Here is a 13,450-nt window from a genome sequence, read left to right as displayed (position 1 = left end):
GGGGGAAATACGCCACTAGGCTCACTGGGTCGCTAACAAATTAGCGATCGGGTTTGGCGACTCGGAGTGAACAAAAGATCTCACCGTAGTTTTTATGGTGGCTGTGCGCGGGAGGGCTTTGGCCCTGCCGGGTTTTCCTTTTGTCTCGGTTCGCCAACCCGCGTACAGCCGCCACCCATTCGTTTGGCGACGATTCGGTGGTGGCTCCATTTCAAAAGGAGCTTCACCATGAAAAAAATCGTTCCCGATCCACCCAAATTCCACCTACTGGAAACCACAGAAACCCCTTTCGGACTCTGCGATGTCGGGCATCCGCCGTTATTTGCCGTGTGTGCTGGGGTCAATGTCGAAGATGCTTTGGTGCATGCGGCACTGTATCTGAAGTGTGCGAGCCTGACTGGGCCATTGGCGGTTGAGTATTGCCGCGAACCGGGGCGGGGGTTTATCCAGTCGTCCTTGCACTCGATAGAGATGGCCAAGGGGCTGATTGATTCGTTGCTCGATGGGCTGGAGAGTCGCGGGATGAGTTAATGCCGTCTTGAGCCGTAGATACCGTCTTGCCCGTTACCGGGCAAAAGGGTATCTACGGAGCTGTTTAGTGCTTGGTAGTGATCTTCAGCACATCGGTAAAGACCATGTCGACGGTCTGGCCAACTTTCAAGTTCTTCATCTTCTCTTGCAGCTCCGGATCTTCAACCTTGACCACCTTCTGCGGGCCTTCCGGCGGCAGCAGAGTGACTTCGTGTGTTTTCAGGTCGATCTTGGTGATCTTCGAAGTGATCTTGATCTGGCGGAACGCTTCGCCACCCGGGTTCGGGTTGTCTTTGGTAGCACGGATCACGCCGGCTTCTTTGCTGGCACCCGGTTCGCCACCGACAGTGGTGTCGAGCACGGTGGCCACGGAGCGGGTGACATGCACATTGACCTGGTCGCCGACTTTCAAGTTACTCAGGGCCTTGGCCTTTTCGGTCAACTGGATCGGCACTTGGGTGTTATTGGGGCCTTCAACCGTTACCAGGCGCTTATCCATATCGATGGCCAGCACTTTGGTCACCACATTATCTTCAAGCGCGGTACCACTGATCAAAATATCTTCTGCCTGCACCGAGAAACTGGCTGCAGTCATGAGCGAAGCAAGAGCAATGGCGTGGGTCAGGGTGCGCAGCGGTTTCATAGGCTTACATTCCGTGTGATGGCAAATAGAGAAGCTTCAGGTGCGAAACGTCTGCGAGAGAGCATAGATGCTGGAGGGCGATTCGTGGAGGGCAAGGCGATTTTCTGTTGATTTGCCTCAGTCCCAAGGGGAAGAAAACTTCCCGCTTGGGTGAATGTCCGTGCCAATCAAGCGGATGGAGTGTGGTGCAAACGTTCGAGCAGTGCGTCCTTGTCTTGCCACAGCTGGTTGATCCACTGCTGAAAGGCCAGGCGATAGGCTTCATCCTGATCGTAGTTTTTGCCCAGGAACTCTTGCGGGATCGGCAATTCTTCAAGGTGTACGACGAAGTGTTTCACCCGTCCGCACAGCAGGTCCCAGAACCCTGGCGCACCCTCTGGGTAATGAAGGGTGACGTTGACGATCGACTGCAACTGCTCGCCCATGGCATCGAGGACAAAGGCAATGCCGCCGGCCTTGGGCTTGAGCAGGTGTTTGTACGGCGACTGCTGCTGGCGATGCTTGGCCGGGGTGAAGCGAGTACCTTCGGCAAAATTGAAAATCGCCGTTGGCTTGCCGCGAAACTTGGCGCAGGTGCGGCGCGTGGTTTCCAGATCCTTGCCGGCCTTTTCCGGGTGCTTGGCCAGGTAGGCCTTGGAGTAGCGTTTCATGAACGGGAAGCCCAGGGCCCACCAGGCCAGGCCGATCACCGGCACCCAGATCAGCACTTGCTTGAGAAAGAACTTCAGCGGGCGAATACGACGGTTGAGTACGTACTGCAGCACCAGAATGTCGACCCAGCTCTGGTGATTGCTGGTGATCAGGTAGCTGTGCTGATAATCCAGCCCAGCCAGGCCTTCGACTTGCCAGCGAGCCTTGCCCAACACGTTGATCCAAGCGTTGTTGTTGCTGATCCAGGCTTCATGGATAAGGCGCATCAGCTCATCAGTGATGCGCTGCGCTGCCGCGAACGGCAGGCACAGCTTGAACAGGCTGACGATAAACAACGGCGTGCAGCAGACAATGGTGTTGAGCCCCAGCAGCAACGAGGCAATGACCCCGCGCAGTGGCGCGGGTAGAAATCCGAGCATGTTCAGCTATCCAGTGAGCGGTTGGCCTGAATCGCGGTCAGGGCAATGGTGTAGACGATGTCGTCGACCTGGGCGCCGCGCGGCAGGTCGTTGACCGGTTTACGCAAGCCTTGCAGCATCGGCCCGAGGCTGACGCAATCGGCGCTGCGTTGTACTGCTTTGTGGGTGGTATTGCCGGTGTTCAGGTCGGGGAACACATACACCGTCGCACGGCCGGCCACCTGGCTGTTGGGCGCCAGTTGCCGGGCGATTTCAAGGTTGGCAGCAGTGTCGTACTGCAATGGGCCATCAATTTGCAGGCTGCGTTGGCTTTCCTGGGCCAACAGAGTGGCTTCGCGGACCTTTTCCACTTCTTCGCCGCTGGCCGAATCACCGCTGGAGTAGCTGATCATCGCCACCCGTGGCGCGATGCCGAAGGCTTCGGCGGAGTCGGCACTTTGCAGAGCGATTTCCGCCAGTTCGCTGGCGCTCGGGTGCGGGTTCATCACGCAGTCGCCGTACACCAGCACCTGCTCGGGGAACAACATGAAGAACACCGACGACACCAGGCTACAGCCCGGCGCAGTCTTGATCAGTTGTAGGGCCGGGCGGATGGTGTTGGCGGTGGAGTGAACCAATCCGGAGACCAAGCCATCGACTTCGTCCAGGGCCAGCATCATGGTGCCGATCACCACTGGGTCTTCCAGTTGCTGCTCGGCCATCGGTGCGTTGAGGCTCTTGCTTTTGCGCAGGCTGACCATCGGCTCGACATAGCGCTCACGGATCAGGTCCGGGTCGAGGATTTCCAGGCCCTCGGGCAGGCTGATGCCTTGGGCGCGGGCAACGGCCTGCACGTCGTCGGGCTTGGCCAGCAGTACGCAGCGGGCGATGCCACGGGCCTGGCAGATGGCGGCGGCCTGTACGGTTAACGGCTCGGCGCCTTCGGGCAGGACGATGCGTTTGTTGGCTTGCTGAGCGCGCTGGATCAGTTGATAGCGGAACACCGCTGGCGACAGGCGCAGTTCGCGTGGCGTGCCACAGCGTAGGTGCAGCCAGTCAGCATCGAGGTAGCTGGCAACAAAGTCGGTGATGATTTCCGCACGCTCGCGGTCATCTACGGGTATTTCCTTGTTCAGTTGGTTCAATTGGTTGGCCGTGTCATACGAGCCGGTACTCACTGAAAGAATCGGCAAGCCCGCCAGCAGCGCGCCCTGACACAGTTCGAGGATGCGCGGGTCAGGCTTGCTGTCGCTGGTCAGCAACAGGCCGGCCAGAGGTACGCCGTTGATGGCCGCCAGGCTCACTGCGAGGATGATGTCGTCACGGTCGCCTGGTGTTACCACCAATGTGCCGGGCTTGAGCAACGGCACGGTGTTGGCCACGGTGCGTGCACAAATGATGATCTTGTTCATCCGCCGCTGTTCGTAATCACCGGCGTTGAGCACCTGGGCGCCAAGCAGCTCGGCCACATCGCGGGTGCGTGGAGCGTTGAGGTCGGCCTGATAGGGGATGCAGCCGAGCAAGCGGAAGTCGCCGCCGCGCAGCAGTGGTGAGTGTTCCTTCAGGCGTTCGGCGAAGTCGCTCATGCTTTCGTCGGTACGTACCTTGTTGAGGATCACACCAAGCACTTTCGGGTCTTTCGGCCCACCAAACAGTTGTGCCTGCAACTCGACGCGGCCGGAGAGCTCGGTGAGCACTTCGTTTTCCGGGGCCGAGACCAGGATCACTTCGGCATCCAGGCTTTTGGCCAGGTGCAGGTTGACCCGTGCGGCGTAACTGGCGTGACGGGTCGGGACCATGCCTTCGACCACGACCACGTCTTTGCCGGCGCACGCCTGTTGGTACAGGGTGATGATTTCTTCGAGCAACTCATCGAGCTGGCCATCGCCAAGCATGCGCTCGACATGGGCCAGGCTCAGCGGCTTTGGCGGCTTCAGGCCGTGGGTGCGGGCAACCAGTTCAGTGGAGCGTTCAGGGCCAGTGTCGCCAGGGTGCGGTTGCGCGATCGGCTTGAAGAAGCCGACTTTCAGCCCGGCGCGCTCAAGGGTGCGGACCAGGCCCAGGCTGATGGAGGTCAGGCCGACACCAAAGTCAGTCGGCGCGATGAAAAATGTCTGCATGCGAGCTTCTCGAAATGAGCTGTGCAAAAGAATCAATTGCCAAGGGTATCGCTATCGGTACCCTCAGCGCACCCGCCACGGGAAAATGCCCGAATGAAGTATTCGGCAACCCGTTTGTCTGGCTTGCGTTCGCTTTCAGGCGATGCGTTGGTTACACTTGTTCGTTCTACATTCTTATGCAAAAGGTCTCGCCCCATGCTGATCGCCGCCAACAAGGCTGTCTCCATCGACTATACCCTGACCAACGACGCTGGTGAGGTCATCGACAGCTCCGCCGGCGGCGCTCCGCTGGTCTACCTGCATGGCGCAGGCAACATCATTCCAGGCCTGGAAAAAGCCCTGGAAGGCAAAACCGCCGGTGACGAGCTGGAAGTTGCCATCGAGCCAGAAGACGCCTACGGCGAATACCTGGCCGAACTGGTCAGCACCCTGAACCGCAGCATGTTCGAAGGCGTTGACCAACTGGAAGTGGGCATGCAGTTCCACGCTTCCGCCCCCGATGGCCAAATGCAGATCGTTACCATCCGTGATCTGGACGGCGACGACGTGACGGTTGATGGCAACCACCCGCTGGCTGGCCAGCGCCTGAACTTCAAGGTCAAGGTCGTCAACATCCGTGACGCCAGCGAAGAAGAAGTAGCCCATGGCCATGTTCATGGCGAAGGTGGCCATCAGCACTGATTTTCTGCGCTAAGCTCAGAGAGTCGCGAAGGCGCCCGGGCAAGTCCGTCGCACTCCACAAGGGGAAGACGGCTTGGCAGGGCGCTTTTTTAATGGGCTGGTGTTACTGCTTGCAGCCCGCAGCGGCAACCGGGATCTGGAGAGGGGAGTACGTCATGAGTGCATTTCACGACCTGAAGTTGCAGGCGCTCGATGGCCAGGAGTTGCCTCTGGCGCCATTCAAAGGCCAGGTGGTGCTGGTGGTCAATGTCGCCTCCAAGTGTGGCCTGACCCCGCAATACGCGGCGCTGGAAAACCTGTATCAGCAATACAAGGGGCAGGGCTTCAGCGTATTGGGCCTGCCGTGCAATCAGTTTGCCGGGCAGGAGCCGGGCAGCGAAGAAGAAATCCAGCAGTTCTGCAGCACGAACTACGGTGTGACCTTTCCGCTGGGCAGCAAGCTGGAGGTCAATGGCCATGACCGCCATCAGCTGTATCGTTTGCTGGCCGGTGAAGGGGCTGAGTTCCCTGGCGACATCACCTGGAACTTCGAGAAGTTTCTGGTCGGCAAGGATGGTCGGGTGCTGGCGCGTTTCTCGCCACGTACTGCGCCGGATGATGCGACGGTTGTACAAGCCATTGAAAAAGCCTTGGGCTGATTCGATGGCCTCATCGCCAGCAAGGCCGGCTCCTACACTGTGGGAGTCGGCCTTGTTGGCGGTGAACACCCCGCGATGCATCTAAATCACTCAAATCAATAGTACTGGGCCAAGTACACAGCCGGCCCTATCCTCAGGCGCATTCCTACTTCTTTGGAGCGCCGCATGTCCACCACCGCACTGTTCACCCCCGTCCAGCTTGGCACCCTCGAGCTGCCAAGCCGAGTGGTCATGGCGCCGATGACCCGTACTTTTTGCCCCGGTGGTGTACCGCATGCTCAGGTGGTCGAATACTACCGTCGGCGTGCTGCCGCTGGCGTCGGGCTGATCATCACTGAAGGCACCACGGTTGGCCACAAGGCCGCCAACGGTTACCCCAACGTGCCGCGTTTCCATGGTGATGATGCCCTGGCCGGCTGGAAGCAAGTCGTCGAAGCCGTTCATGCCGAAGGCGGCCGGATTGTTCCGCAGCTCTGGCATGTGGGCAGTGTTCGGCGCTTGGGTACTGAACCGGACGCCAGCGTGCCGGGCTACGGGCCAAGCGAGAAACTCAAGGACGATCAGGTCCTGGTTCACGGCATGAGCCAAAACGATATCGATGAGGTGATCGAAGCGTTTGCCCAGGCGGCTCGTGATGCTCAGGCCATTGGCATGGACGGCGTTGAAATTCACGGCGCCCACGGTTACTTGATCGATCAATTCTTCTGGGCGGCAAGCAATCAGCGTACTGACCAGTACGGTGGTGATCTTGCCGGGCGTTCGCGGTTTGCCATTGAACTGATCCAGGCGGTACGCGCTGCTGTCGGCCCGGACTTCCCAATCATTTTCCGCTTCTCGCAGTGGAAGCAGCAGGACTACAGCGCGCGCCTGGTCGAAAGCGCCGAGGCGCTGGGGGCCTTCCTGCAGCCGCTGGTCGACGCCGGTGTGGATATCTTCCACTGCTCCACCCGGCGCTTCTGGGAACCGGAATTCGAAGGCTCACAACTGAACCTGGCCGGCTGGACTCGTCAACTTACCGGCAAGCCAACCATTACTGTCGGCAGTGTCGGCCTGGATGGTGAGTTCCTGCAGTTCATGGTTGCCACCGACAAGGTAGCGCAGCCGGCCAGTCTGGAAAACCTGCTGACCCGGCTGAGCAATGATGAGTTTGATCTGGTTGCTGTCGGCCGGGCATTGCTGGTTGATCCCGACTGGGCTGCCAAGGTTCGTGATGGTCGCGAGCAGGACATTCTGCCGTTCAGCCGCGAGGCGCTGACGACCCTGGTTTGATCGCCAGCGTGGCTGACTGTGTGGCCGTGTTGTGCTGTTGCGGCAGGTGACAAGCTTCACGCAGGTGGTGTTCGAACTGCTCGATAATCGCCGGCCAACCTTGGCGACTGGCGTGTTGACGGGCGTTCAGGCGCACCCGCCGCAGGGCTTCTGCGTCTTCCACCAGCCAGTTACAAGTATCAATGAAGGCCTCCACGTCCCCCGGCATGGCCAGTGCGCCGCTGTGGCCGTGGCGGATGTGTTGGCCGGCGGCGGCCTGATCGTAGGCCACCACGCCCAGCCCAGAAGCCAATGCTTCGAGCACAACGTTGCCGAAGGTTTCGGTCAGGCTGGGGAACAGAAAAATATCCCCCGAGGCATAGTGTTCGGCCAAGGCTTGATCGCGATGCGCACCGCAGAACACGGCATCGGGCAGTTGCTGTTGCAGGGCAGTGCGTTGCGGCCCATCACCGACCACAATCAACTTGATGCGCCGCTGTGGATTCTGTTGTCGCACAGCGTGCAGGCAGTGCTGCAGCACGCCAAGGTTTTTCTCCGCTGCCAGGCGCCCGACATACAGCAAGGCAATGTCATCACTTGCCAGGCCCCACTGTTCACGTAGCGTCTGATTTCGCCTGCCGGGGTTGAACAACTGACTGTCGACGCCGCGGGCCATCAACGTCAGGTTATCGAAGCCACGGCGCTCCAGTTCCAGGCGTTGGCTGATACTGGGTACTAGGGTGGTGTGGGTACGCCGATGAAACCAGCGCAGATAGTGCGTAATCAATCGGGTCAGCAGGCCCAGGCCGTACTCGCTGGTGTACTGCTGAAAGTTGGTGTGAAAGCCACTGACTACGGCAATCCCCAGTCGGCGTGCTGCGCGCAGGGCACTTAAGCCCAGGGGCCCTTCGGTGGCGATGTACAGTACATCCGGGCGCTGCCGACGCCAGCGGCGCAGCAGCTTGTGCATCGACACCTGGCCCCATTGCAACCCCGAATAGCCGGGCACCGGCCAGCCGCGGCAAAGCAGTTGCTCATCACCTGTATGGGCTGGGTCAGTGGCTTGGCGCGGGCGCACCAGGTCGACCTGGTGGCCGCGTTGGCGCAAACCCTCGATCAGGCGGCCAAGGGTATTGGCCACGCCGTTGATCTCGGGTGGGAAGGTCTCGCTGATCAAGGTGACATGCAGGGTTGGTGCGCTCATGAAGACCAGTTTCGGCGGCCTCGATTGCGACCCTGTGACACAACCATGACTGATTTGTGATGTCCGATTTTTGGCGCTTGAACGCGAAAAATATTTCCCAGCAATACGCTCAAGAATGCCTGGCAATCAGCCGATGAAGAAGTATTCGAATGACCGATTTCGCTCCAGGAGAGCGTTGATGTTCAACAGCAAACTGAAAAAAGAAAACCTGCAACTGCGCGAAGAGCTGTTGTCCGTTGAACAGGTCAAGAGCAGCCTGGACAGCGAGATGCTGGTGTTGCAGCTCGACCCTCAGGGGCGGATCGAATCGGTCAACAGCAACTTCGAGAAGGAGATGCTGTACAGCGGCCATCAATTGCTTGGCCGCAACATCGAAGAAATCGTGCCGGTGCATGTCAAACAATTGGAATTCTACACCCGCATGAAAACCGCTATTACCCGCGGCGAGCACCTAAATGGCGCGTTTCGCTTGCTGCGTGGCAATGGCGAGGAAGCCTGGCTGCGATCGATTCTGCAACCGGTGAAGGGCAGTAATGGGCGCATCCAGTATTTCACCCTGCACTCCAGTGACCTGACGCGCACCATCGAAACCTCGCGTGAGCATGAAAGCCTGATCAAGGCGTTGATGCGTTCCACTGCGGTGATCGAGTTCAACCTAAAAGGGGAGGTGCTGACGGCCAACGATCGTTTCCTGCAGACCATGGGCTATCGCCTGGAGCAGGTGGTCGGCAAGCATCACCGTTTGTTCTGCGAGCCGGAGGAATACAACGCGCCGGCCTATCAGGCGTTCTGGGACACCCTGCGTCGTGGTGAATTTGTCGCTGAGCGCTTCAAGCGGGTGGACGCGCACGGTCGGGTGGTTTGGCTGGAGGCTTCTTACAACCCGATCATCGATGCCCACGACGTGCTCTACAAAGTGGTCAAATTCGCCACTGTGATCACCGACCAGGTCAATCAGGAAGTGGCCGTGGCCGAGGCGGCTGATATCGCCTACACCACCTCGGTGGAAACCGACAACAGTGCGCGCAAGGCTACCGATGTGGTGACCCAGACCGTTGAAGTAATGCGCGGCCTGGAGGGCTACATGCAGGAGGCGGCCGAGGGTATCGAGGCGCTCGACAAGCAGTCGCAGGTCATTGGTTCGATCATCAAGACCATCAGCGATATTGCCGGGCAGACCAACCTGCTGGCGCTCAATGCCGCCATCGAAGCCGCGCGTGCCGGTGAACAGGGGCGTGGATTTGCCGTGGTCGCTGACGAAGTGCGGCAACTGGCGTCGCGCACCAGCACTGCCACCGAAGAAATCGCCCGGGTGGTGCAGCAGAACGAGAAGCTCGCCAAGGCTGCGGTGGATATCATTGACAGCAGCAAACGTCAGGCCGAACAAGGCCTGAGTCTGGCGGGCGAAACCGGCACGGTGATTGTCGAGATCCAGGAAGGGGCGAAGAAGGTGGTCAACGCCGTGGGCCAGTTCTCCAGCCAGCTCAGGTAACCGCTGCCGCCCGGCTGTGCTGAAGCCCGCAGGGCTGCAGCGCCTGACGGCCGTGGCGAGCTCAGAGTGGCTGATTGAAGAAGGCACTCAGCGTCGCGCTAACTGCCCGAGCGCCAGTGGCGATGGCGGGCAGCTCGACGACGAAGCCGGGCGTGTGGTTCATCGCCGCTGGCAATTGCTGTTTCTCGACCAGATTTTTGTAGACATCGGGTTTGCCCGACCCCACCTCGATGAACAGCACCTTGGTGTCCGGGTAAGGGCTGGCCAGCATGTGGAAGTCTTCCGAGCCCATCACCGGTGGTACGCCAGGCAGTACCTTGTCGGCGCCGAGTTGGTGCACCAGCGCGGCCTGTGCCAGTTCGGTCTGAGCCTTGCCATTGATGACCGGGGTGGAGTAGCCCTTCATGGTGTACTTGGCTTGGTAGCTGTCGGGCATATCGTTCATTACCAGCACGCCATGGGTCACTGACTTGATCCCGGCGATCAGGCGTTCGCGCACCTTTTGGTCATACCAGCGCAAGTTGAGTTTGAGCGTGGCACTGCCTGGGATGATGTTGTTGTTTACCCCAGCCTGAAACGCACCCACAGTAAGGACTGCGGGTTTGGATTGATCAAGCATGCGGCTGATGATGGTCTGGTAGCCGATGACCGCCATGGCGCCCATCACGACGGGGTCCTTGGTCACATGAGGGGTTGAGCCATGCCCACCGAGGCCTGGCAGCTCGATGTCGATCTGGTCAGTGCCGGCCAGACGCGGCCCTTCACGCAGCCCGACACTGTCGGCCGGGTAGACCGGTGATACGTGGGCTGCCACCAGCACATCGGGCTTGGGGGCAAAGTCATAGAGGCCGTTGTTGACCATGGCGGTCGCGCCTTGGAGCAGTTCCTCGGCGGGTTGGGCGACCAGCACCAGGGTGCCTGACCACTGTCCCTTGAGCTGGGCCATGACTTTGGCCACTTCTATTAACCAGGTGATATGCGCATCGTGGCCGCAGGCATGCATGACTGGCTGGCTGGGGTTGTCGAGCCAGGGCGTGACCTTGTTACTCTGGTAGTCCAGGCCAGTAGCCTCTTTGATGGGCAAGGCATCCATGTCGGCCCGGTACATCACCACCGGCCCCGGGCCGTTGCGCAGGATACCCACCACGCCCGTAGTACCGATTGCCGTCTTCACTTCGAAGCCTTGCTCCTGCAGGGCCTTGGCCACCTGGGCTGCAGTTTCCTTCTCCTGAAAGGCCAGTTCGGGGTTACGGTGCAACTGCTTGAACTGCGCAATCATCTGCGCTTCGTCCTGTTTGACCAGGCTGTCGATTTGGCTTTTCAGATCGGTTGGGGCGGCATGTACTGCAAAAGCGCTGAGGCCGGCAAGGGCAAGTAGGCCCTGATGGTGACGCAACGTCATGGCGTAACTCCTTGTACAGGGGCGTGCGCAACAGGGCCTGGGCCGCTGCGGCAGTTCATTGTTGTTCTGGTGCGCTGTGTTGCATGCGCAAGTCAGTCTGTGTATCTATGCCCTGTGCGTCCAATGCAAAAATAACCATGGATTGATGCAGTGGCTGACTCAATAGATTTGAAGCGCATCCGCCATCTGGTGTTGCTCAGCGAGGAGTTGCACTTCTCCCGCGCAGCCGAGCGGGCCAACTTGTCGCAGACCGCCTTTAGCCGCAGCATTCAATCGCTGGAAGCCGACTTGGGCGTGCGTCTGTTCGACCGTGACACGCGGACCGTCCTGCTCACCGCCGCGGGGCGGCAATTGCTGGCCAGGGCGCGCGAGTTACTTGGGTGTGCCGGGCGTTTGGTCGCCGAGGCCAATGACATTGCCCAGGCCGATGGCGGGGAGTTGAACTTCGGTGCGGGCATGATGGCCGCCAATCTCTATCTGCAGGATGCGCTGACAACGCTGCGCAAGCGCATCCCCAAGTTGATGATGAAAGTCGAAATCAATCATTGGCACCACCTGATCCATCAACTGGAGCAGGAACAGATCGAGTTTTTTGTGGCCTTTACCTGCGACCCGGGACGCCTGTCCGACCCGCGTTTTGTCGTCACGCTCTTGCCGGCTGAGCCTACGTCGATCTTCTGCCGTGGCGACCATCCGCTCATGCACCAGCAGGCACCCATCACGCGTCAGCAGCTTCTGGCATACCCCTGGAGTTCGGTCCTGTTCGACGATGTGGCGCCTGCGCGGTTGCGTGATTTGCTGGATTTGCCGGAGGGCTCCATAGCGCCACTGGCCCTGGGTTGCAATGACCTGCAGTTGTTGCGCAGCACCACGTTGGGCAGTGACTCGCTGTTGTTTACCTGGCGTGCCTGGCTTGAGGAGGATTTACGCAGTGGTGCAATCGGCGATGTGGGGGCGTTGCTGCAGCCCGGTCTGCCCGGAGGTGGCTGCAGCATTGCCAGTGCGATTGTTTGTCATGCCGGGCGTACCTTGTCACCGATTGCCCGCCAGGCCATCGAGCTGATTGTTGCCGCGGCCGTTAGTTGAACGGTGACGGACGTGGTGTCTGCGCCGAAGACGGCGGCAGCATCGGCAGCTTGAAGCTCGGCTGATCGCCGGTCAGGGTGTCGAGGAATGCGACGATCTGGCCGACCTCATCGCTGCTCAGCCTGCGCCCCAGCTGCAGGCGGGCCATGACGTCCACCGCCTCTTCCAGGTTCCAATAAGCGCCATCATGGAAGTAGGGGTAGGTCAGGGCGACGTTGCGCAAGGTTGGCACCTTGAACAGCATGCGGTCTTGATCCTTGCCCGTCAGGCCCGCGACACCCTGGGCCGGATTTTTCGTGGTGTAAGGTTCGACCATGCCCATTTTCTGGAAGGAGCTGCCACCCACCGCTTCGCCATTGTGGCAGGCGACGCAGCCGATGCTCTTGAACAGTTGATAGCCTTGCGCGGCAGTGGCACTGATGGCTTGTTTGTCACCCTTCAACCAACGGTCGAACGGCGCGTTAGGCGTGACCAGGGTTTCCTCGAAGGCGGCAATGGCGTTGGTGACATCGTCAATCTTGATGCCATCATCGCCATACACCTGCTTGAACGAGGCTTTGTACTGTGGGATGGAACGCAGTACATCCACCGCCAGGTCATGGGTGAAACCCATCTCTCCGGGATTGGCGATAGGCCCCCCTGCCTGCTCCTGAAGGGTGGCGGCGCGACCATCCCAGAACTGCGCGATGCTCATGCTGGAGTTGAGCACGGTAGGCGAGTTGATCGGACCCTGGTGCCAATTGTGACCGATGGAGGTGGGCAAGTTGTCACTGCCGCCCATGCTCAGGTTGTGGCAAGAGTTGCAGGAGATGAAGCCGGACTTGGACAAGCGCGGATCGAAGAACAGTTGTTTGCCCAGCTCAACCTTGGCGGTATCAGTGACTTTCGCTGGTTGCACCGGCAGGATCGGTTCGCTGGCGGAGGCGGCAGCCCAGGCCTGGCCTCCCAGAATCAATCCAAACATCAACGTCAACGGTCTATACATGGTGCGCTCCCCTACAGGCTTATAGTTTCAATAACCATGTGCCTTGTAGGGGAATGCTGCCGTGACCCAGATCAAGCTGCGGATCAGCTTGCTTGTACCACCATCGTTTCAGCGCCGCGCTCGCGCACCCAGAACATGGTTGCCCCGGCCACTGCCGCTGGCATCATCAGAATATTGACGAAGGGGATCATCAACGCCAGGTAGGTGATGCCGCCAAAACCCAGGCTCTGCCAGCGCTTGGCGCGCAACCAGGCGAGCATGTCCTGCCAGCTCATCTTGTGGTTGTCGGCCGGGTAGTCGATGTATTGGAAAATGGGTATACACCGCCCGAAAGCCACGTCGTTCACAGCCCTTTCCCAAAGGAGTGAGCG

Annotated in this window: 12 protein-coding genes and 2 pseudogenes; 6 read left to right on the top strand and 8 right to left on the bottom strand. The window is 59.7% G+C overall.

The window, feature by feature from the left end:
* The first annotated feature begins 228 nt into the window (after positions 1–228).
* A complete protein-coding gene (locus ACQRAX_RS13550; protein ID WP_412038579.1) occupies positions 229–531 on the top strand; it encodes a DUF3077 domain-containing protein in 303 nt (100 codons plus the stop codon).
* A gap of 64 nt (positions 532–595) precedes the next feature.
* On the opposite strand, the gene ACQRAX_RS13545 is transcribed toward ACQRAX_RS13550, so the two are convergent.
* The 4 genes and pseudogenes from ACQRAX_RS13545 to ACQRAX_RS13530 form a co-directional block, all read right to left on the bottom strand.
* A complete protein-coding gene (locus ACQRAX_RS13545) occupies positions 596–1,174 on the bottom strand; it encodes a hypothetical protein (RefSeq protein WP_412038580.1) in 579 nt (192 codons plus the stop codon).
* A 167-nt stretch (positions 1,175–1,341) separates the two neighbouring features.
* Positions 1,342–2,244, bottom strand: coding sequence for an acyltransferase (locus ACQRAX_RS13540; protein WP_412038581.1), 903 nt, complete (start codon positions 2,242–2,244; stop codon positions 1,342–1,344).
* Between the two features lie 2 nt (positions 2,245–2,246).
* Positions 2,247–4,343: a phosphate acetyltransferase gene (gene pta, locus ACQRAX_RS13535; RefSeq protein ID WP_412038582.1), complete on the bottom strand. Its 2,097-nt coding sequence runs from the start codon at positions 4,341–4,343 to the stop codon at positions 2,247–2,249.
* 110 nt (positions 4,344–4,453) lie between these two features.
* Positions 4,454–4,570 (bottom strand): annotated as a pseudogene (locus tag ACQRAX_RS13530) (DUF3565 domain-containing protein); the annotation flags it as partial.
* Here ACQRAX_RS13530 and ACQRAX_RS13525 point away from each other — a divergent pair.
* From ACQRAX_RS13525 to ACQRAX_RS13515, 3 genes are all read left to right on the top strand, one after another.
* Complete coding sequence (locus tag ACQRAX_RS13525; protein ID WP_301840838.1) at positions 4,539–5,024, top strand: FKBP-type peptidyl-prolyl cis-trans isomerase; 486 nt, start codon at positions 4,539–4,541, stop codon at positions 5,022–5,024. The pseudogene ACQRAX_RS13530 and the gene ACQRAX_RS13525 overlap by 32 nt on opposite strands.
* A 155-nt stretch (positions 5,025–5,179) precedes the next feature.
* Entirely contained in the window at positions 5,180–5,662 is a 483-nt protein-coding gene (locus ACQRAX_RS13520; protein ID WP_412038583.1) for a glutathione peroxidase, read from the top strand.
* 165 nt (positions 5,663–5,827) lie between these two features.
* On the top strand, positions 5,828–6,931 hold the full coding sequence (locus tag ACQRAX_RS13515; RefSeq protein ID WP_412038584.1) for an NADH:flavin oxidoreductase: 1,104 nt from the start codon (positions 5,828–5,830) through the stop codon (positions 6,929–6,931).
* On the opposite strand, the gene ACQRAX_RS13510 is transcribed toward ACQRAX_RS13515, so the two are convergent.
* Positions 6,900–8,114, bottom strand: a complete 1,215-nt coding sequence (locus ACQRAX_RS13510) for a glycosyltransferase family 4 protein (RefSeq protein ID WP_412038585.1) — start codon at positions 8,112–8,114, stop codon at positions 6,900–6,902. The genes ACQRAX_RS13515 and ACQRAX_RS13510 overlap by 32 nt on opposite strands.
* 178 nt (positions 8,115–8,292) lie before the next feature.
* Between ACQRAX_RS13510 and ACQRAX_RS13505 the strand changes: the two genes are divergently transcribed.
* Complete coding sequence (locus ACQRAX_RS13505) at positions 8,293–9,606, top strand: methyl-accepting chemotaxis protein (RefSeq protein ID WP_412038586.1); 1,314 nt, start codon at positions 8,293–8,295, stop codon at positions 9,604–9,606.
* A gap of 61 nt (positions 9,607–9,667) precedes the next feature.
* Here ACQRAX_RS13505 and ACQRAX_RS13500 read toward each other — a convergent pair whose 3' ends face one another.
* Entirely contained in the window at positions 9,668–11,008 is a 1,341-nt protein-coding gene (locus ACQRAX_RS13500; protein WP_412038587.1) for an amidohydrolase, read from the bottom strand.
* Positions 11,009–11,158: 150 nt separating this feature from the next.
* Between ACQRAX_RS13500 and ACQRAX_RS13495 the strand changes: the two genes are divergently transcribed.
* Entirely contained in the window at positions 11,159–12,094 is a 936-nt protein-coding gene (locus ACQRAX_RS13495) for a LysR family transcriptional regulator (RefSeq protein WP_412038588.1), read from the top strand.
* On the opposite strand, the gene ACQRAX_RS13490 is transcribed toward ACQRAX_RS13495, so the two are convergent.
* Entirely contained in the window at positions 12,087–13,079 is a 993-nt protein-coding gene (locus ACQRAX_RS13490; protein WP_412038589.1) for a cytochrome-c peroxidase, read from the bottom strand. The two genes, ACQRAX_RS13495 and ACQRAX_RS13490, sit on opposite strands and share 8 nt — an antisense overlap.
* Before the next feature lie 83 nt (positions 13,080–13,162).
* A pseudogene (locus tag ACQRAX_RS13485) lies at positions 13,163–13,390 on the bottom strand (EI24 domain-containing protein); the annotation flags it as partial.
* Positions 13,391–13,450 lie beyond the last annotated feature (60 nt).

It is taken from the genome of Pseudomonas sp. UM16, from assembly GCF_050312595.1.
In the GTDB taxonomy this organism is placed as follows: Bacteria; Pseudomonadota; Gammaproteobacteria; order Pseudomonadales; family Pseudomonadaceae; genus Aquipseudomonas.
Note: the sequence above shows the minus strand (reverse complement) of the source record. Positions and strands in the feature narration are given on the sequence as shown.